14 protein-coding genes are annotated in these 20,779 nt (G+C 53.0%); 4 read left to right on the forward strand and 10 right to left on the reverse strand.

Features of this window, described 5'->3' with window-relative positions:
• Positions 1 to 9: 9 nt before the first annotated feature.
• The 5 genes from ihfB to serC form a co-directional block, all read right to left on the reverse strand.
• The gene (gene ihfB, locus ABRZ26_RS03090) at positions 10 to 294 is read right to left on the reverse strand and encodes an integration host factor subunit beta (protein WP_009113215.1); all 285 of its coding nucleotides are present in this window, start codon (positions 292 to 294) and stop codon (positions 10 to 12) included.
• A gap of 85 nt (positions 295 to 379) precedes the next feature.
• Positions 380 to 2,053 (reverse strand): 30S ribosomal protein S1, encoded by a 1,674-nt coding sequence (gene rpsA / locus ABRZ26_RS03095; protein WP_319602941.1) that lies wholly within the window; start codon positions 2,051 to 2,053, stop codon positions 380 to 382.
• A 120-nt stretch (positions 2,054 to 2,173) separates the two neighbouring features.
• Positions 2,174 to 2,851: a (d)CMP kinase gene (gene cmk / locus ABRZ26_RS03100; protein ID WP_319602765.1), complete on the reverse strand. Its 678-nt coding sequence runs from the start codon at positions 2,849 to 2,851 to the stop codon at positions 2,174 to 2,176.
• Positions 2,852 to 3,042: 191 nt separating this feature from the next.
• Positions 3,043 to 4,332: a 3-phosphoshikimate 1-carboxyvinyltransferase gene (gene aroA / locus ABRZ26_RS03105; protein WP_319602766.1), complete on the reverse strand. Its 1,290-nt coding sequence runs from the start codon at positions 4,330 to 4,332 to the stop codon at positions 3,043 to 3,045.
• A 282-nt stretch (positions 4,333 to 4,614) separates the two neighbouring features.
• Entirely contained in the window at positions 4,615 to 5,700 is a 1,086-nt protein-coding gene (gene serC, locus ABRZ26_RS03110) for a 3-phosphoserine/phosphohydroxythreonine transaminase (RefSeq protein WP_319602767.1), read from the reverse strand.
• A gap of 250 nt (positions 5,701 to 5,950) precedes the next feature.
• Here serC and ycaO point away from each other — a divergent pair, with 250 nt between their 5' ends.
• From ycaO to pflA, 4 genes are all read left to right on the forward strand, one after another.
• Positions 5,951 to 7,714, forward strand: a complete 1,764-nt coding sequence (ycaO, locus tag ABRZ26_RS03115; RefSeq protein ID WP_319602768.1) for a 30S ribosomal protein S12 methylthiotransferase accessory factor YcaO — start codon at positions 5,951 to 5,953, stop codon at positions 7,712 to 7,714.
• A gap of 448 nt (positions 7,715 to 8,162) precedes the next feature.
• A complete protein-coding gene (focA, locus tag ABRZ26_RS03120) occupies positions 8,163 to 9,020 on the forward strand; it encodes a formate transporter FocA (RefSeq protein WP_319602769.1) in 858 nt (285 codons plus the stop codon).
• 56 nt (positions 9,021 to 9,076) lie between these two features.
• Positions 9,077 to 11,362: a formate C-acetyltransferase gene (gene pflB, locus ABRZ26_RS03125; protein WP_319602770.1), complete on the forward strand. Its 2,286-nt coding sequence runs from the start codon at positions 9,077 to 9,079 to the stop codon at positions 11,360 to 11,362.
• Between the two features lie 261 nt (positions 11,363 to 11,623).
• A complete protein-coding gene (gene pflA / locus ABRZ26_RS03130; protein WP_319602771.1) occupies positions 11,624 to 12,364 on the forward strand; it encodes a pyruvate formate lyase 1-activating protein in 741 nt (246 codons plus the stop codon).
• A 72-nt stretch (positions 12,365 to 12,436) separates the two neighbouring features.
• Here the strand turns inward: pflA and ABRZ26_RS03135 are convergent, their stop codons facing one another.
• The 5 genes from ABRZ26_RS03135 to ABRZ26_RS03155 all read right to left on the reverse strand — a co-directional run bounded on the left by ABRZ26_RS03135 (position 12,437) and on the right by ABRZ26_RS03155 (position 20,759).
• Positions 12,437 to 13,588 (reverse strand): MFS transporter, encoded by a 1,152-nt coding sequence (locus tag ABRZ26_RS03135; protein WP_319602772.1) that lies wholly within the window; start codon positions 13,586 to 13,588, stop codon positions 12,437 to 12,439.
• Between the two features lie 324 nt (positions 13,589 to 13,912).
• Entirely contained in the window at positions 13,913 to 15,208 is a 1,296-nt protein-coding gene (gene serS / locus ABRZ26_RS03140; protein ID WP_319602773.1) for a serine--tRNA ligase, read from the reverse strand.
• 105 nt (positions 15,209 to 15,313) lie between these two features.
• Entirely contained in the window at positions 15,314 to 16,657 is a 1,344-nt protein-coding gene (locus tag ABRZ26_RS03145; protein WP_319602774.1) for a replication-associated recombination protein A, read from the reverse strand.
• 7 nt (positions 16,658 to 16,664) lie between these two features.
• Positions 16,665 to 17,276 carry an outer membrane lipoprotein periplasmic chaperone LolA gene (gene lolA / locus ABRZ26_RS03150; RefSeq protein ID WP_319602942.1) on the reverse strand — a complete coding sequence of 204 codons (612 nt, stop codon included), beginning with the start codon at positions 17,274 to 17,276 and terminating at the stop codon, positions 16,665 to 16,667.
• A 174-nt stretch (positions 17,277 to 17,450) separates the two neighbouring features.
• Positions 17,451 to 20,759 (reverse strand): DNA translocase FtsK 4TM domain-containing protein, encoded by a 3,309-nt coding sequence (locus tag ABRZ26_RS03155; protein ID WP_319602775.1) that lies wholly within the window; start codon positions 20,757 to 20,759, stop codon positions 17,451 to 17,453.
• Positions 20,760 to 20,779: the final 20 nt, after the last annotated feature.

The raw sequence follows: 20,779 nt of genomic DNA on the forward strand, positions 1-20,779 counted from the left end.
AAGGCTGAATCAACCGTAGATATTGGCGCGGTCACGCAATTCCTTACCCGGCTTGAAGTGAGGGACATACTTGCCTTCCAACTCAACTTTCTCGCCCGTTTTCGGATTACGCCCAACGCGTGGTGCACGGTAGTGAAGTGAAAAACTGCCGAACCCACGGATCTCAATGCGATCACCTTCGGCCAATGTTGTGGCCATCTGCTCAAGCATCTCTTTCACTGCATCCTCAACCGTTTTGGCCGGGATATGAGATTGCTGTCCAGCAAGTCTTTCAATAAGTTCAGACTTGGTCATGGTTCCTCCAAGTGCGTGGGAAATCGCCACGATAACTTACTACCGTTTCAAGAGTGAGCAACCGGGGTTGCCCACTCCACCGTTATTACTCGCCTTTCGCTGCTTTGAAAGCTTCAGCCATAGCGCTGGAGAAGTTACCTTCTTCCTGCTTGTTGTTAACAGAAGCGATAGCGTCTTTCTCGTCGGCTTCGTCCTTGGCACGAACGGACAGGCTGACAACGCGGTTTTTACGATCAACACCGGTGTATTTCGCTTCAACGCTGTCGCCAACGTTCAATACCAGCGTTGCATCTTCAATGCGGTCGCGAGAAGCTTCAGAAGCGCGCAGATAACCTTCGACGCCGTCAGCTAATTCAACTGTAGCACCTTTGGCGTCAACTGCCGTAACTTTACCAGTAACAATAGCACCTTTCTTGTTCAGAGACAGGTAGTTATTGAACGGGTCTTCAGCCAGTTGCTTCACGCCCAGGGAGATACGTTCGCGTTCTGCGTCAACCTGCAATACAACAGCGGCGATTTCATCACCTTTCTTGTATTCGCGCACGGCTTCTTCGCCAGCCACGTTCCAGGAGATGTCGGACAGGTGAACCAGACCGTCGATGCCGCCATCCAGACCGATGAAGATACCGAAATCAGTGATGGATTTGATCTTGCCTTCAACGCGGTCGCCTTTGTTGTGGGTTTCAGCAAATTGCTGCCACGGATTGGCTTTGCATTGTTTCAGACCCAGGGAGATACGACGACGTTCTTCGTCGATATCCAGAACCATAACTTCCACTACGTCGCCAACGTTGACAACTTTGGACGGATGGATGTTTTTGTTGGTCCAATCCATTTCTGAAACGTGTACCAGACCTTCAACGCCTTCTTCGATTTCAACGAAGCAGCCGTAGTCGGTCAGATTGGTTACGCGGCCAGTCAGACGAGTGCTTTCCGGATAACGTTTCGCGATAGCAACCCATGGATCTTCGCCCAGTTGTTTCAGGCCCAGGGAAACACGCGTACGTTCGCGGTCGAATTTCAGCACTTTAACAGTGATTTCGTCGCCCACATTGACGATTTCGCTCGGATGTTTAACACGTTTCCAAGCCATATCAGTGATATGCAGCAGGCCGTCGACGCCGCCCAGATCAACGAATGCACCGTAGTCGGTAAGGTTCTTGACGATACCTTTGACTTCCATGCCTTCTTGCAGGTTTTCCAGCAATTGATCGCGTTCAGCGCTGTTTTCGGATTCGATAACCGCACGGCGGGAAACCACAACGTTGTTGCGTTTCTGATCCAGCTTGATCACTTTGAACTCAAGCTCTTTGCCTTCCAGATGCAGCGTATCGCGGACCGGACGAACGTCTACCAGAGAACCTGGCAGGAACGCGCGAATGCCGTTCAGCTCAACGGTGAAGCCGCCTTTAACCTTACCGTTGATAACGCCGGTAACAGTCGCAGCTTCTTCGTAAGCTTTTTCCAGCATCAGCCATGCTTCATGACGTTTAGCTTTTTCACGAGACAGCAGGGTTTCGCCGAAGCCGTCTTCAACAGCGTCCAGCGCTACGTCTACTTCATCGCCGACCTGGATTTCCAGTTCGCCCTGGGCATTTTTAAATTGCTCTACCGGAATAGCTGATTCAGATTTCAAACCGGCGTCAACCAGCACAACATCTTTATCAATAGCAACAACAACACCACGAACGATGGAACCAGGACGGGTTTCGATTTCTTTCAGGGATTCTTCAAAGAGTTGAGCAAAAGATTCTGTCATGTTGATAATCTTAGGAGTCTTCAATTTAACGTCCATCTGGCATCCTGCTCGATGGGGTTGTTTAACATGCCCCGCTGTTCGTCCTTACAGCGAGGTAAAAATTCATTGGTTTATATATGACTAAGCGAGCGCTTTACGGGCATATGCCAGCGCTCGGGCAATCACTTCATCAATCGTCATTTCCGTTGAATCCAGCACCAGCGCGTCAGCTGCCGGCACCAGCGGTGCAACGGGTCGATTACGATCGCGTTCATCGCGTTCTTTTATCTCAGACAAAAGACGTTCAAAGTTAACACTAAAACCTCGCGCTTGCAACTGTAGCATACGTCGCTGCGCGCGTTCCTCCGCGCTGGCGTCGAGGAAAATCTTTACCGGCGCATCAGGGAACACCACCGTTCCCATATCACGGCCGTCGGCGATCAGTCCCGGCGCTTCACGAAATGCGCGCTGCCGCCGCAATAACGCTTCACGAACGCGGGGGAAAGCCGCTGCCTGCGAGGCGGTATTGCCGACGTCTTCGGTGCGGATCTCGTTACTGACGTCCTCGCCTTCTAAAATCACCTTTAGCTGCCCGTCGTCGGAAATAAAACGCACGTCCAGGTGGGAGGCCAAAGGAACCAGCGCTTCTTCCGATTGAATATCCACCTGATGGTGCAAGGCCGCCAGAGCCAGAACACGGTAGATCGCCCCGGAGTCCAGCAAATTCCATTGTAGTGCTTCCGCCAGCGCCTTACACAACGTCCCTTTTCCCGCGCCACTCGGTCCGTCAACCGTAATTACCGGTGCAGTCACCGTCATTTCTCTCTCCTGTACACAAGGAATTCCGTTGATGTCATTCACGACATTACGATGCCTCATTATACGCATCAACGATAAGAAACGTCATGTTAATGCCGGACTGAAAAGGAAAAATAAGACATCGCCTGATAGGCGAGAACGGATTTTGGCAAGCAGAGACGCGGCGAACGCCGCGCCTTGATGACGCATGACTAGGCCAATTCGCTCAGTCGGGCAAGCTGTTCAAAATAATCAGGGAAGGTTTTGGCGGTACACTTTGGATCCAGGATCGTAACGGGCGTGTCCGATAACGCGACCAGCGAAAAACACATCGCCATACGGTGGTCGTTATAGGTTTCAATGGCAGCGGACGTCAGATGAGCGGGCGGCGTGATACGAATATAGTCTTCCCCCTCCTCGACCTGCGCGCCGACTTTTCGCAGCTCGGCGGCCATCGCGGTAAGACGATCGGTCTCTTTTACCCGCCAGTTATAAATATTGCGCAACGTGGTGGTTCCGCCTTGCGCAAACAGCGCCGTCGTCGCAATCGTCATGGCGGCGTCGGGAATATGGTTCATATCCATATCAATCGCGTGCAGTTCGCCGCGCTGACATTCGATATAATCATCGCCCCAGCGGATCCTGGCGCCCATTTTTTCCAACACGTCGGCAAAGCGGATATCGCCCTGAACGCTGGCGCGCCCTACGCCGGTGACACGGATCGTCCCCCCTCTGATGGCTCCCGCCGCCAGGAAATAAGATGCGGAAGAGGCATCGCCTTCCACCAGATAATCGCCGGGGGAACGGTATTGCTGACGACCGGAGACGTAGAACTGCTGGTAATTGTCGTTGCGCACTTGCACACCAAACGTTTCCATCATGTTCAGCGTGATATCGATATAAGGTTTGGAGACCAAATCGCCCTGAATGCGAATATGGCTATCCTGAGGAGCCAACGGCGCCGCCATCAATAACGCGGTCAAAAACTGGCTGGAAACGCTGCCGTCAACGCTGATTTCACCGCCCTGAAAGCCGCCGTGCAGGCGCAAAGGCGGATAATTTTCCTGCTCCAGGTAATCCACTTTCGCGCCGCCCTGACGCAGGGAATCAACCAGATGGCCGATCGGACGCTCCTTCATCCGGGGTTCTCCCGTCAGAATAATATCGCCCTCGGTCAGGCATAACGCCGCAGCCAGCGGGCGCATGGCCGTGCCGGCATTGCCCAGAAACAGTTCAAGCGGTTTCTGCGCGCGCAACGCGCCTCCTAACCCAATGATTTCACACTGGGTGCGGCTGGCGGAAAGGTGATAAGTCACGCCCAAGGTCTGGAGCGCATTCAGCATATGGCGGACATCATCGCTATCGAGCAGATTCGTCAGCCGCGTTGTCCCTTCAGACAAGGCTGCCAGCAAAAGCGCACGATTCGACACGCTTTTTGAACCGGGGAGATTAATCGTGCCGTTAATTAATTTAACCGGCTGTAGGGTCAGGGATTCCTGCATGTGAAACTTATTCTCCAAACGTGAACACAGAAACCCCGGTTATACCGGGGTTTCTGTGGTTGATGACAAACCTTTCCAAACCCGTCATTCCCGCGAAAGCGGGAATCAGCCAATGGAGGTTTACGGTTTCAGTAGGCGATTCCCGCCTACTACCGCGGGAATGACTGCGTGTAGCGGAGGATGACAATGTCATATTATAGGCTTTGTCAACAGTCTGAGAAACCCCGGTTATACCGGGGTTTCTGTATCAATTGCCAATAACCGCTTTTTTACCGCCAGCCATCAGCCGTGGCGGCGCTCGAAATCCGCCATAAAGTCGGTCAACGCTTTAACGCCTTCCAGCGGCATGGCGTTATAGATAGATGCGCGCATCCCACCGACGGCACGGTGTCCTTTCAACGCGTGCAGACCGGCCGCCTGCGCTTCTTCAAGGAAGACTTTGTCCAGCTCGGCGTTAGCCAGCAGGAAAGGCACATTCATGCGGGAGCGGCTTGTCACGGCCACATCATTGCTATAGAAGCTGCTGTTATCAATCGCACGATAAAGCAGGTCTGCCTTGTCCTGATTGCGTTTTTCCATTTCAACCAGGCCGCCCTGTTCTTTCAGCCATTTAAACACCATGCCGGACAGATACCAGGCAAAGGTCGGCGGCGTGTTAAACATGGAACCATTGTCGGCCAGAATCTGATAATCAAGGATAGAGGGCAACTCACGGCGCGCTTTACCCAGTAAATCGTCACGGACAATCACCAGCGTTAGCCCTGCCGGACCCACGTTCTTCTGCGCGCCTGCATAGATCACGCCATAGCGGCTGACATCAATGGGACGGGATAAAATACTGGAAGAGAAGTCGGCCACCACGACTTTATCGCCGAAATCAGGCTCTTCTTCGATCGCCAGGCCGTCAATGGTTTCGTTAGGGCAATAGTGAACAAAAGCGGAATCATCCGACAGCACCCACTCGCTCATCGGTTTTACGCTGCGTAAACCGTCCACCCGCGTTTTCACATCCACGACATTCGGGGTACAGTATTTTTCCGCTTCTTTAACGGCGCTGTGCGCCCAGTAACCGCCGTCGATATAATCGGCCTGCGTTTTATCGCCCAACAGATTGAGCGGTACCGCTGCGAACTGCGCGCGGGCGCCGCCGTGACAGAAAAGCACTTTATAATTGGAAGGGATTTTCAGTAAATCGCGCAGATCCTGCTCGGACTCGGCGGCAACCTGCATAAATTCTTTACTGCGATGGCTGATTTCCATTACCGATGTACCCAGTCCATGCCAATTGCACAGTTCCTGTTCAGCCCGACGTAATACTTCAACCGGCAGCATGGCTGGACCGGCGCTAAAATTAAAAACCTGAGTCATTTCCCCTCACCACATCTAAAAAAAACAGCGATTATTCTATCACAGTGGTTCAAGACGCACTGTTTTACCCTGCTATCGGTTTTATCACTCGACACCCATGGCTGCAATGCTTATTGCGTTTTGCTCCACAAAACCTCTGATGAGCGATGACATCCCATCCCATGTTATCAAGCTGTTATAGAATGAATAGAGTCTGCGCCGAAAAGCCCGTATCATGCACCTCTTATTCAAACCTGCAAAAGTGAAAACCATGACTCAAACCTTCATCCCAGGCAAAGACGCCGCCCTGGAAGACTCCATCGCCCGTTTTCAACAACAACTGCAAAATCTGGGGTTCAACATCGAAGAAGCCTCATGGTTAAACCCTGTTCCTAACGTCTGGTCCGTCCATATTCGCGATCGTGATTGCCCGCTTTGTTTCACCAATGGCAAAGGCGCCAGTAAAAAAGCCGCGCTGGCCTCGGCGCTGGGCGAGTATTTTGAACGTTTGTCGACCAACTATTTCTTTGCGGATTTCTATCTTGGCAAAGCCGTCGCACAAAGCGATTTCGTGCATTATCCCAATGAAAAATGGTTTCCCATTCCGGCGGACGACACACTGCCCGACGGGATTCTGGATGCGCGCCTGCGTGAATTTTACGATGCGGAAAAAGAACTCGCCGCCAGCGATTTGATCGATCTGCAATCAGGCAATGCCGCTCGTGGTATCTGCGCGCTGCCGTTCATCCGCCAGTCCGATTTGCAGGCGGTCTACATTCCCATGAACATTATCGGCAATCTGTACGTATCCAACGGGATGTCCGCGGGGAATACGCCTAATGAGGCTCGCGTCCAGGGGCTGTCCGAAGTATTTGAACGCAGTATCAAGAATCGGATTATCGCGGAATCAATCAGTCTGCCGGAGATTCCGCAGGCGGTGTTGAATCGCTATCCGGGCGTAGTGGAAGCCATTGCCACGCTGGAAGAAGAAGGTTTTCCCATCTTCGCTTACGATGCCTCTCTCGGCGGTCGATATCCGGTCATCTGTGTTGTGCTGTTTAATCCGGCGAACGGCACCTGTTTCGCTTCATTCGGCGCGCACCCGGATTTCGGCGTAGCGCTGGAGCGTACGGTAACCGAACTCCTGCAAGGCCGCGGGCTGAAAGATCTGGATGTTTTCACCCCGCCGACTTTTGATGTGGACGAAGTTGCGGAACATGCCAATCTGGAAACCCACTTTATCGACTCCAGCGGTCTGATTTCCTGGGATATGTTCAAGCGTCAGGCTGATTATGCGTTTGTAGACTGGAGCTTCAGCGGTACGACGGAAGAGGAATTCGCCACACTGATGGCCATTTTCCGGCAGGAAGATAAAGAAGTGTACATTGCCGACTATCAGCACCTCGCCGTTTACGCCTGCCGTATTCTGGTTCCCGGCATGTCCGATATCTATCCTGCTGAAGATCTGCTGTTAGCCAATAACAGTATGGGCGCGCATCTGCGCGAAACGCTGTTGGCGTTACCGGATAGTCAGTGGGAAAAAGAAGCGTATCTTGCCCTGTTGCAGCAACTGGATGATGAAGGCTTTGATGATTTCACGCGGGTACGCGAACTGCTCGGCATCGCCACCGGTAAAGATAATGGCTGGTTCACGTTGCGCATCGGCGAGTTGAAATCGATGCTGGCGCTGGCAGGCGGCGATTTGGAACAGGCGTTGACCTGGGCGGAATGGACGCAGGATTTCAACGGTTCGGTCTTCAACCCGCAGCGCAGCAATTATTACCGCTGTTTGCAAACGCTCTTGCAACTGGCGCTGGAGCCGGAACGCGATCCCGCCGAGTATTACGACGCCTTCGTCAAAATGTACGGGCGTGAAGCGGTAGACGCCGCCAGCGCGGCAATCGCCGGCGAACAAAGTTTCTACGGACTCTTTGCCATCGACGACGCATTTACCGCCCTACCGGCTCATCAGGCATTGTTGGCGGCCTATGAGAAGCTACAACGCGCGAAAAGCCGCGACTGGCAGGCAAAATAGCATCGACGGACACCAGGTCTATTCGCCTGGCGATTTTTCAAGATCGCAGGACGATAGGCCGTTTTCCTGAATCAGCGCAACAATAACCCTTCATTGAAAGGGTTATTGTGCTTTGAAAATAATGCTGTTCCGATACGCGGACAAAATAAAACTCACTTGTTACTAAATGGTAAAAAAATGATTAAATTACATCAAAAATAGCGCACTTAAATTCTACAAGGCATGATATTAATTAACGATGATTCAGCCTGCGCGCCCCATGAAATTCAAATAATTTTATAATATTTAAAATATTTTTTATTATAAAAATCAATGAGATAACAGGAAAAACCCGAATATTGCACCACCATACCCCCGGGTTAGTTTCGCGCAATATGATCCATGTCAAATTTTGCTTTATACCGCTTTGCTAGTATCTCGACGCTGATAAATTTTAAGGAGAGTTAGTGTGAAAGCTGACAACCCCTTCACTCTGCTATTACCGGCAGCAATGGCGAAAGTCGCTGAAGACGCCGGTGTCTATAAAGCAACAAAAAAACCGTGGGTAACGTTTTATTTGGCAATCACCGCGGGCGTTTTTATCTCGATTGCATTCGTCTTCTATATTACCGCCACCACCGGCACGGCCACGATACCCTTCGGTATCGCCAAACTCATCGGTGGTATTTGCTTCTCGCTGGGGTTAATGCTGGTCGTCGTTTGCGGCGCGGATTTATTCACTTCCACCGTGCTGACCGTCATCGCCAAAGCCAGTGGACGTATAACCTGGAAACAGCTAGCCTGTAATTGGGTCAATGTTTATATCGGCAACCTGGTTGGCGCGCTTTTCTTTGTCGCACTGATTTGGTTCTCCGGCGAGCACATGGTCGCCAATGGCGCATGGGGACTCAATATTCTGCAAACCGCCGAGCACAAGCTTGAACATACATTTATCGAAGCTCTGTGCCTGGGGATTTTAGCAAACCTGATGGTATGCCTGGCCGTGTGGATGAGTTATTCCGGCCATAGTCTGACTGACAAGATGTTTGCGATGATTTTACCGGTCGGCATGTTTGTCGCCAGTGGTTTCGAACACAGTATCGCCAACATGTTTATGATCCCAATGGGCATTGTAATCAAAAACTTCGCGACGCCGGAATTCTGGCAGGCGATTGAAATGGCGCCCTCCCAGTTTGAACATTTAACGATTAGCCACTTTATTAACGATAATCTGATTCCAGTTACCATAGGAAACATTATTGGCGGTGGCTTTTTAGTAGGTTTAACATACTGGGTAATTTATTTGCGCGGCGGAGACAAGCACTAACGTGCAATCAGCCGCAACGTCGGATTTAAAAAATCCATATCAAAGGTAGGTGTAAAATGACCGATCTGAATGAAAAATTGGCCAACGCATGGCAAGGCTTTAGCAAAGGTGAATGGCAGGATGGAGTTAACGTTCGTGACTTCATTCAGAAAAACTACACGCCGTATGAAGGTGACGAATCCTTCCTGTCTGGCGCCACAGCAGCGACTACTGCGCTGTGGGATAAGGTTATGGAAGGCGTTAAGCTGGAAAACCGCACTCATGCGCCGGTAGATTTCGATACCAATCTGGCATCGACCATCACCTCTCACGATGCCGGCTATATCAACAAGAGCCTGGAAAAAATCGTAGGTCTTCAGACCGATGCTCCGTTGAAACGTGCGCTGATCCCATTCGGCGGTATCAAAATGATTGAAGGTTCCTGTAAAGCGTATAACCGCGAACTGGACCCTCAGTTGAAAAAAATCTTTACCGAATACCGTAAAACCCATAACCAGGGCGTATTCGACGTTTATACGCCGGATATCCTGCGCTGCCGTAAATCCGGCGTGCTGACCGGTCTGCCGGATGCCTACGGCCGCGGCCGTATCATCGGTGACTACCGTCGCGTTGCGCTGTACGGTATCGACTACCTGATGAAAGATAAATTCGCCCAGTTCACCTCTCTGCAATCTAAACTGGAAGACGGTGAAGATCTGGAAGGCACTATCCGCCTGCGCGAAGAAATCGCCGAACAACACCGCGCGCTTGGTCAACTGAAAGAAATGGCCGCCAAATACGGCTGCGATATCTCTCGTCCGGCCGCTAATGCGCAAGAAGCGGTACAGTGGACTTACTTCGGCTACCTGGCCGCGGTGAAATCGCAAAACGGCGCCGCCATGTCCTTCGGTCGTGTTTCTACGTTCCTGGACATCTACGTCGAACGCGATCTGGCCGCCGGCAAAATCAATGAAGAACAAGCTCAGGAACTGATTGACCACCTGGTCATGAAGCTGCGTATGGTTCGTTTCCTGCGTACGCCTGAATATGACGAACTGTTCTCCGGCGACCCGATTTGGGCGACCGAATCCCTGGGCGGTATGGGCCTGGACGGCCGTACGCTGGTTACCAAAAACAGCTTCCGTTTCCTGAACACCCTGTACACCATGGGGCCGTCTCCGGAACCGAACATGACCATTCTGTGGTCTGAAAAACTGCCGTTGAACTTCAAAAAATTCGCGGCGAAAGTGTCCATCGACACTTCTTCATTGCAGTATGAAAACGATGACCTGATGCGTCCTGATTTCAACAGCGACGATTACGCCATTGCCTGCTGCGTGAGCCCGATGGTTGTGGGTAAACAAATGCAGTTCTTCGGCGCCCGCGCCAACCTGGCTAAAACCATGCTGTATGCCATCAACGGCGGCGTGGATGAAAAAATGAAGATGCAGGTCGGTCCGAAATCCGCACCGATCAAGAGCGAATACCTGGACTTCGACGAAGTACTGGAACGTATGGACCACTTCATGGATTGGCTGGCCAAACAGTACGTCACCGCGCTGAACGTCATCCACTACATGCATGACAAATACAGCTACGAAGCCGTACTGATGGCGCTGCATGACCGTGACGTCTATCGCACCATGGCTTGTGGTATCGCCGGTCTGTCCGTTGCCGCCGACTCCCTGTCCGCCATCAAATACGCCAAAGTTAAACCTATCCGTGACGAAGACGGCCTGGCTGTCGACTTTGACATCGAAGGCGAATACCCGCAGTTCGGCAACAACGACCCGCGCGTTGATGAACTGGCATGCGACCTGGTTGAACGCTTCATGAAGAAAATTCAGAAGCTGCATACTTACCGTGGCGCGGTACCGACCCAGTCTGTTCTTACCATCACTTCCAACGTGGTATACGGTAAGAAAACCGGTAATACGCCTGACGGTCGTCGTGCCGGCGCGCCGTTCGGACCTGGTGCCAACCCAATGCACGGCCGTGACCAGAAAGGTGCTGTCGCCTCTCTGACTTCCGTTGCCAAACTGCCGTTCGCCTACGCGAAAGATGGTATCTCTTATACCTTCTCTATCGTTCCGAATGCGCTGGGTAAAGATGACGATGTGCGTAAAGCCAACCTTGCCGGTCTGATGGATGGTTACTTCCACCATGAAACCGCCAATATTGAAGGTGGTCAGCATCTGAACGTCAACGTTATGAATCGCGAAATGCTGCTTGATGCGATGGAAAACCCGGAAAAATATCCGCAGTTAACCATCCGCGTATCCGGCTACGCAGTGCGTTTCAACTCGCTGACTAAAGAACAGCAGCAGGATGTGATTACCCGTACTTTCACTCAGTCAATCTAATTTCCCTGACTGTTTGAAAAGGCGTAAAATAGAGGCTCCACGTATGTGGAGCCTTTTTCTCGCCCGCATAACGTTAAAATCGTCGCATTAAAATCTGTTTTGCCAGCCCGCTATAGCACTGTAGATGGCTGGCAAAACAGATTCGCAGCATCAGCCGGACGATGTGTTGTTCACTCACCGTGATAAACATAGCGTCCGTTCTCTTATGACTGCGCTTACAAAGACCGCTATTGTTCGGTCAAACCTGGAGAAAACCCTGCAATGTCAGTAATTGGTCGCATCCACTCTTTCGAATCCTGCGGTACCGTCGATGGCCCCGGAATTCGTTTTATCGTGTTCTTTCAAGGTTGCCTTATGCGCTGCCTGTACTGCCACAATCGGGATACCTGGGATACGCATGCCGGTAAGGAAATTACGGTAGAAGAGCTAATGAAAGAGGTGGTGACTTATCGCCATTTCATGAACGCATCAGGCGGCGGCGTCACCGCTTCCGGCGGGGAAGCCATTTTACAGGCCGAATTCGTACGTGACTGGTTCCGCGCTTGTCACGCGGAAGGCATCAATACCTGTCTGGATACCAACGGATTTGTTCGTCGTTATGAACCGGTGATTGATGAACTTCTGGACGTCAGCGATCTGGTCATGCTTGACCTGAAGCAGATGAACGATGACATTCATCAGAATCTTGTGGGGGTTTCTAACCACCGCACCCTCGACTTTGCCCGTTATCTGGCAAAACGCAACCAGCGTACCTGGATACGTTACGTTGTTGTTCCCGGCTGGTCTGATGACGATAAATCCGCGCACATGCTCGGTGAGTTCACCAAGGATATGTCAAATATCGAGAAAATAGAATTGCTCCCCTACCATGAGTTGGGTAAACACAAATGGATTGCGATGGGAGAGGAATACAAACTGGATGGCGTGAAGCCGCCGAAAGCCGACACGATGGATCGCGTAAAATCCATCCTGGAAGGTTACGGACACAAAGTAATGTATTGATGCGTTAGGCGACAAGCATCCGACCAAAATAAACCGGCCAGCGAAAACGCTGGCCGGTTTATTATTATGTCCTCAGGCGGTAGCCAGAGGTTTCGGATGGTGACCGGCCTTCTTCAACAAAATGACCAGATAACAGAGCGACACTAACGCAATAAGCACGAACAACAGGCGATCGGAATAGGTTTGCATCAGGATCGCCGCCAGGCTGGGGCCGACCAGGCTGCCTAGCGTATAGCTCAGCAGCAGCGCCTGATTCATCGCCACCAGTTCATCCGGCCGAACTTTTTCGCACGCCCAGGACATCGCGACGGGATACAGCGTAAAGCCGGAGCATCCCAAAATAAATAAAGCCGGCGCCATTGCATAATGACTAACGCTCAGCATGGCAAGACAGCCGACAATCACAGCGAAAGTCAGCACCCGCAAAACCAGCAGGCGTCCATAGCGGTCAGCCATGCGTCCGACAGGCCACTGGCCGACAATACCCGCGCTGATCAGCAGCGCCATCCAATACCCTACTCTCGCGTCACTCATTCCCTGATGAGAAAGATAGAGCGGCATTAATCCATATAGCGATCCCAAAATGACGCCGGAAATCACGCAGCCATGTACGCCTAAACGCGCCTGGCGATCGACCAGCATCTTCCAGACATGCACTTTGCGTTCTTGTGTCACCGGCCCCGGAATATGCGCAAACAGTAACGGCAGCATCCCCAGGATGATCAACGCCACGGCCCAGGGCAAAACACTCAGCAATTCGGTCGACACCACGCCAAGCAATAACTGCCCCACGACGCTGCCAATGTAATAGGCCATCATATAGGACGCTAAAAGCCGTCCGCGGTGCGAGGGAGAACCGCTGCAGAGTAATGCGCTTTCAACCACAACCCAAATTAACGCGCAACCGATGCCGGCCAGAAAACGCCAGAATAACCAACTCCATAAATCGACGGAAATGCCCAATCCAATCGTCGCGACGCCGAATAACAATGCGGCGCAATAATAACTGCGATTAAATCCGTAATGCTTGATTAACTTGCCGGCCAATAATGTCCCAACCAGATTCCCGCTGAAATAAGATGACCCAACGAGCCCAACCTGCCAGGTAGGAAGTTGCTGATAACTTAGCCAAATTGGCACCAATGTATTCAACACGGCGATACAAATCGTCAACAGCAAAAGGCCGCAGAGCAATAACAGCACTGGGCGAGAGTAAGCAGACATAATGAAATGGTTAACCATGCAACCAGAAAGAATGAGCGCATCATGCCACTGCGTATTTAAAAGTCAATCCAGGTTTATTCGGATAAAAAATGTTTATTTCCGCATTGATTTAAATAATTAATCAAACAGAATTACAAAGTAATAAGCAGGAATGAGAGACCATATCTACATCAATGATTTTAAATAGATTTCATTAAAGAGATAACGTCGAGGTACCTTTTGGGAGGTAAAAAGATCGCGTTCTTGATTAAAAAATATTGCCGTGTCTTTTTATAAAAAAAAAAGCGCCGTCAGGCGCTTTTTTTAGGGGACAAAACACGGTTATCAGCCGATAAATTCCAGGCCGCCCATATAGGGCCGCAGCACTTCGGGTACTTCAATCCGCCCATCGGCCTGCTGATAGTTTTCCAACACCGCGACCAGCGTACGGCCTACCGCCAGACCGGAGCCATTCAGCGTATGAACCAGACGGGTTTTCTTATCGCTCTTACTGCGGCAACGCGCCTGCATACGTCGAGCCTGGAAATCCCACATGTTGGAACAGGAAGAGATCTCGCGGTACGTATCCTGCGCCGGCAACCAGACTTCCAGATCGTAGGTTTTACAGGATCCGAATCCCATATCTCCGGTACACAGCAGCACTTTACGATACGGCAGTTTCAGCAACTGCAACACGGTTTCAGCTTGCGAGGTTAATTCCTCCAGCGCCTGCATGGAATCTTCCGGCCGTACAATCTGTACCAGCTCGACTTTGTCGAACTGGTGCATACGAATCAGACCGCGCGTGTCACGGCCGTAAGAACCGGCTTCCGAACGGAAACAGGGCGTGTGCGCCGTCATTTTCAGGGGAAGCGACTCTTCTTCCAGAATCTCGTCGCGCACCAGATTCGTCAGCGGGACTTCAGCAGTAGGGATCAAAGCATAGTTGCTGGTATCCGCCTCTTCGCTTAATGGTTTGGTGTGGAATAGATCTTCGCCGAATTTCGGCAGTTGTCCGGTACCGTACAGCGTCTCATGGTTAACCAGGTAAGGCACATAGGTTTCTTGGTAACCGTGCTGCTGGGTATGTAAATCCAGCATAAATTGAGACAGCGCACGATGCAGGCGCGCGACCTGTCCTTTCATGACGACAAAGCGGGCGCCTGCCAGCTTGACGCCGGCGGCAAAATCAACCCCGGCGGCCATCTCGCCGAGTTCCACATGATCGCGTACCTTGAAATCAAACTGGCGAGGCTCGCCCCAGCGGCTAACCTCTTGGTTGTCATTCTCATCTTTACCAAGAGGAACCGCGTCATCCGGCAAATTGGGAATAGCCAGAGCTATATCGCGGATCTCGGCTTGCAATTGATCCAATTCTGATTTGGCGGCATCCAGTTTTTCACCCAACGCGTTAACTTCGCGGCGCAACGGTTCAATATCTTCACCACGGGCTTTGGCTGCGCCAATCTCTTTCGATCGGGAATTACGTTCCGCCTGTAGATTTTCGGTTTCTACCTGTAAAACTTTACGGCGTTCTTCCTGCTTGCGCAGCGTATCAACGTCCAGTGTAAAGCCTCTACGAGCCTGTAGTTTTTCGGCGACTGCGTCTAGCTCGTTACGCAGTAAATTGGGATCGAGCATGCTAATCCTGTGCTTATGATTATCAAATGGAATGTTGTCGTACACGGCGCATGTTACACGGCCGGGAGTCAGAAATACCTCGCTAACCTTACCGCAACGCTTAGTTCAGCGGTAGCGTTTTGTCGGGCTATTTTGATCCTGAGCGGCGAGCCAGGCGAGCTTTTCGCCAATTTTTCCCTCAAGCCCGCGCGGCGACGGCGTATAGTACTGCACGTCCGTCATCTCGGGCGGGAAATAGCTCTCACCGGCCGCGTAAGCATTGGGTTCATCATGGGCGTAACGATACTCCGCTCCCAACCCCATCTCTTTCATCAGGCGAGTGGGCGCGTTACGCAGATGTTCCGGTACGTCATAATCGGGCTTTTCACGCGCGTCATGCAAGGCCGCCTTGAACGCCGTATACACCGCATTGCTTTTCGGCGCGCAGGCCAGATACACAATCGCCTGGGCAATCGCCCGCTCGCCCTCGGCAGGACCGACGCGGGTAAAGCAGTCCCAGGCGGCGATGGCCACCTGCATCCCGCGAGGATCGGCATTGCCGACATCCTCGGAAGCGATGGCCAGCAAACGACGGGCGACATAGAGCGGGTCGCCCCCTGCGGTGATGATGCGCGCGTACCAGTACAGCGCGGCATCGGGCGCTGAGCCTCGCACCGATTTATGCAGCGCGGAGATCAGATCGTAATAGCGATCGCCTTTGTTATCAAAGCGGGCGCTGCGCTCTCCGGACACTTCCTTAAGCAGCTCCGGCGTTAGGGTGCGGATGCCCTTTGCGTCAACCTCAGCCATATCCGCCATCATTTCAAGACTGTTCAAGGCCCTGCGGGCATCGCCATTCACCAGCTCAGCCAGCATCCGCCGGGTCTCATCCGTCAATACGATATTCTGAGCGCCATATCCCCGCTCCTTGTCATTCATCGCCTGTTGCAGCACTAGCTCAATATCCGCCGCGGTCAACGCCTTCAGCAAATAGACGCGGGCGCGGGACAACAGCGCCGAGTTGAGTTCGAAAGAGGGGTTTTCGGTGGTCGCGCCGATAAATGTTATGGTGCCGTCTTCAATATGCGGTAAAAACGCATCCTGCTGACTTTTATTGAAGCGGTGAACTTCATCGACAAACAAGATCGTCCGGCGCCCGGCCTGACGATTTTGTCTCGCCCGTTCGATGGCCTCGCGGATCTCTTTGATTCCCGACGTCACCGCCGAAATACGCTCAACGTCAGCCTGACCGTAATGGCCGATTAATTCTGCCAGCGTCGTTTTCCCTGTTCCTGGCGGTCCCCACAAAATCATGGAGTGGAGTTGGCCGGCGACAATCGCTCGCGGCAAGGGTTTGCCGGCGCCGAGAATATGCTGCTGACCAATATATTGATCCAACGTGGCCGGCCGCATACGCGCGGCCAGCGGCTGGAACTCATTACGGGAAAAATCAAGTGACAGATTACTCACCTGGACCTCACTGACGCTGATCGTCCAACGCGACGCCTTGCGGCGGGGTAAACGTAAATTTTGCCGAATCAACTGCGCTATTTTGCTGATTTTTCAGCACATAGGTACTACGTTGCCCGTCCTGCTCGGTGGCGACGAACTTTTTAATGGTGCCGTTGTTGGTTACGCTGATGGAAAACTGCTTAAGATTGCCGGTGGCCGACTTTGGCGTTAGCTCAAAATCATCACCCTTTTGCTTCACGTCATAGTTGCGCCAGTCACTGGCGTCATTACGCGTAATCAGCATAAATGGCGTATTGCCGGTCGCATCTTTTAACCAGGTGGCGGTGACCTGCTCGACAAACGGATTATAAAACCAGAGCGTTTTACCATCAGAGACCAATACGCTTTCATCCGGCGATGTCGTTTGCCAGTTAAATAGATTAGGCCGCTTTAACCACAGTTCGCCCTCGCCTTCCTGCACGGCGGCGCCGTCAGCGCTCGTTACCGTTTGACTGAAGCTGGCATGAAAACTGTTCACTTTACTGAGTCGGCTTTGCAAATCACCGGCGGCATCGGCATACGCCGCCGTGGATGTTATTCCTGACGCCAGGCAACAGGCGACCAACCATTTCTTCATCATACAAAATCCTTTGAATTTACCGACATCACAGCAATCGCTGTGAAGAAATCAGACTCGCTGCGTAGTCAATACTTTAGCTGAACCCACTCCGGCAGCGATAGGCGAATTGTCTGCTAATGACCGCTTTTACGCTTCTTTGCATAAGGGCTGCAAACGCAGCCCTTATTATCTTTATTCAACTGGCGGCGGCGCCAACACTTCGCGGTTGCCGTTATGTCCGGGCGAACTGACGATGCCTTGCGCCTCCATCTGTTCGACTATACGCGCGGCGCGGTTATAACCGATGCGGAACTGGCGCTGCACGCCGGAAATAGACGCTCTGCGCTTATCCACCACAAACGCCACCGCCTGATCGAACAGTGGATCCAGCTCTTCATCGCCATCCAGGCTGAGTCCGCCGCCTTCTCCGTCATCACCGCCGCTGACGATATTGTCAATATATTGGGGTCGTCCGCGGGCTTTCCAATCCTGCACGACGGCGTGAACTTCCTGATCGCGGACAAAAGCGCCGTGTACGCGCACCGGTATCGACGAGTTGGGCGCCATGTATAGCATATCCCCCATTCCCAGCAAAGATTCGGCCCCGCCCTGATCGAGGATGGTGCGAGAATCAATCTTACTGGATACGGTAAACGCGATACGGGTCGGGATATTGGCTTTAATCAAACCGGTAATCACATCCACCGAAGGCCGCTGGGTCGCCAACACCAGATGAATACCGGCGGCACGAGCTTTCTGCGCCAGACGGGCGATAAGCTCTTCAACCTTCTTGCCTACCGCCATCATCAGATCGGCGAATTCATCGACCATCACCACGATATAAGGCAGTTTCTCCAAAACCGGCGGCGTCATGTCCATACTGTCGCCCGGCTTCCAGAACGGGTCGGGGATCGGACGCCCCATCGCATTCGCTTCCATTACCCGCTCATTGTACCCGGCAAGGTTACGCACCCCTAACGCCGACATCAGTTTATAGCGGCGTTCCATTTCACCGACGCACCAACGCAACGCATTCGCGGCATCTTTCATATCGGTGACGACTTCCGTCAACAGATGCGGAATACCTTCATAAACGGAAAGCTCCAGCATTTTCGGGTCGATCATGATAAAGCGAACTTCTTCCGGCGTCGCCTTGTACAACATGCTGATGATCATGGCGTTAACGCCGACCGACTTACCGGAACCGGTGGTACCGGCCACCAGCAGATGCGGCATTTTCGCCAGATCGGCCACCACCGGCTGCCCGGCGATATCTTTACCCAGCACGATGGCCAGCGGCGAAGAATTATCGCGGAATTTGGCGCAATCCAGCACTTCCCGCAGGTAAACCGTTTGGCGATGCTTGTTCGGCAACTCCAGCCCCACATAAGGTTTGCCCGGAATTACCTCGACAATACGCACCGCCACCACCGACAGCGAACGCGCCAAATCGCGCGACAGATTGGAAATTCGCGCCGCTTTCACCCCAGGGGCCAAATCCAGCTCAAAGCGGGTAATGACCGGTCCGGGATAATGATCGACGACCTCGGCTTTTACCCGGTAATCGCTCAGGCGAGCCTCAATCAGGCGCGCGGTTTGCTCAAGCGCGAAATTATCCACCGGCGCCTCGCTCGCCGGCGGCGGCGTCAGTAAGTCCAGCGTCGGCAACGGCGTCGTCGGTTTTTGCAAAGGCTGATCGTTACGCATCAGGAACGGATGGATAAGGCTATCCATTATCGATTGGCGCGCCGCCGGCGCCTGTTCGTCCTCAGAGTCCGCATCTTCGGCCGCGGACATCGCCTGCGCCGGCTGATGGAAGCCAGCGCTTTCATCGACACGCGACGCCGTCGGCGCATTGTGAGGCGTTTGCACAGGTACTGAAGGCTCAGGCAGCGTGAACAAGGGCTCGCTGGGGCCGTCATCGACCAAATCGGCCAGGGGCGAAAAACCCAGTACCTGGCTGCCCGGTAAATTAGACAAGGCGGAACGATCCAACGTCGGCTCATGCTTCTGGGCGTGATCTTCCTTCGCGTCATAACGCGTCTGCTGTTGGGCGGCAAAATCTTCCGCCAGTCGAGCCTGCAATAGCGCCTGTTCGTCTTCTTCCTGCAAAGGATACTCTTCGCCGTAACGCTGACGCTGTTGCTCAATATATTGTTGCTGTAGCGCCGCTTCCTGCTGGGCGATATCGTCCGGCGTCGCCTCATCATGCGCCGGGTCGCCGGCGGTATCGCTGTTCATCTGCGACGCTCTGGCCTGCTGCTCGGCCAGACGTTGCGACGGCAGCTTGATGCCGTAGGAAGCCAGTTCCCGGCGGGTTGGAATACGCACCGGATTGGGTCTCGGCAACTCAGGGCCGACGCCCTGTTTGACCTGTGGATTCCCCGCTTCATCAGCGCTGAAGGCCGGCATAAACGTATTATTGGCCGTAAATGACATCTTCGCGTTTTCTGAGGCTTCAGCCGACGCCGCGCCGGGCGAGCGATCGATAGGATGTTCAACCTGCGGTTGCGCGATCGGCGGCGTATCCGCGCTGCCGTGGGGATGATAAGCCTCTGCGCCGCCGTCAGGCGTTGCCGGCGCTGACTCAGGCACCTCGAATGAATACAACGGCGGATTAAGCGTTGATGCGGCATCAATCGGTTGCGCGACGGGCTGTACGGACTCGGTCGGTTCATGCCGGGCTTCGCCCTCCGCCGGCCTTGATTCCGTCGCCGGTTCCGGCGCAGAAGCGGCGTTTTCCCGCACCTCGGGATCGGCATCGTTCACCGACGGCGCGGAAAACAACACATCATCTTCGTTATCTATGGATGCGACCGGCGCAGACTGATGCGCCGGAAGCTCGGCCTCGTTCAGAACCTGGTCGTCAGGCTCGCTATCATGACGTGAACGGTTGGACATAAACGTCAGGCAGCCCAATACCGCCGCCCCTATTTTTTCCGCAATCGTCAACCATGACCAACCGGTAAACAACGTCAGCCCCGCGCCCCAGACGCACAATAGAATCAGCGTCGCCCCCACGTTATTAAAACGGGGCGTCATCGCGCTGCCAAGCAGGCTGCCCAGCACGCCGCCGGAGGCGAAATAGTAGAGATCGTCGATATTCAACGCGGCTAAGCCGCAGGACGTCAGAATTAACGCCAGCGTACCAATGAGGCGTAAAGAAAAGGTGAAATAGTCAACCGAGTTTTGGTTATCGCGCTGGCGAAAAGCCGACCAGCACAGGCACAGCATAATCGGCGGAATGGCATAAGCCAGCACGCCAAAAACAAAGAACAGGGTATCCGCCAGCCAGGCGCCCGCCACACCGCCAAGGTTATGGATAGGCTCATGCCACGCGGTCTGGGACCAACTGGGATCGGACGGGCTAAAACTGAGCAACGCGACGCCGATATACACGGCAAACAGCGCCACGACGATCAAAATCGCTTCAAGTAAACGGCGGGTACCGCTGAGTTTCCTCAGGGTAATGACTTTATCTTCTGTATATTCCTGGCTCAAGAGTCTCTCCAGGGGCCTGT

It is taken from the genome of Brenneria sp. L4-2C, from assembly GCF_040240335.1.
Classification (GTDB): domain Bacteria; phylum Pseudomonadota; class Gammaproteobacteria; order Enterobacterales; family Enterobacteriaceae; genus Brenneria.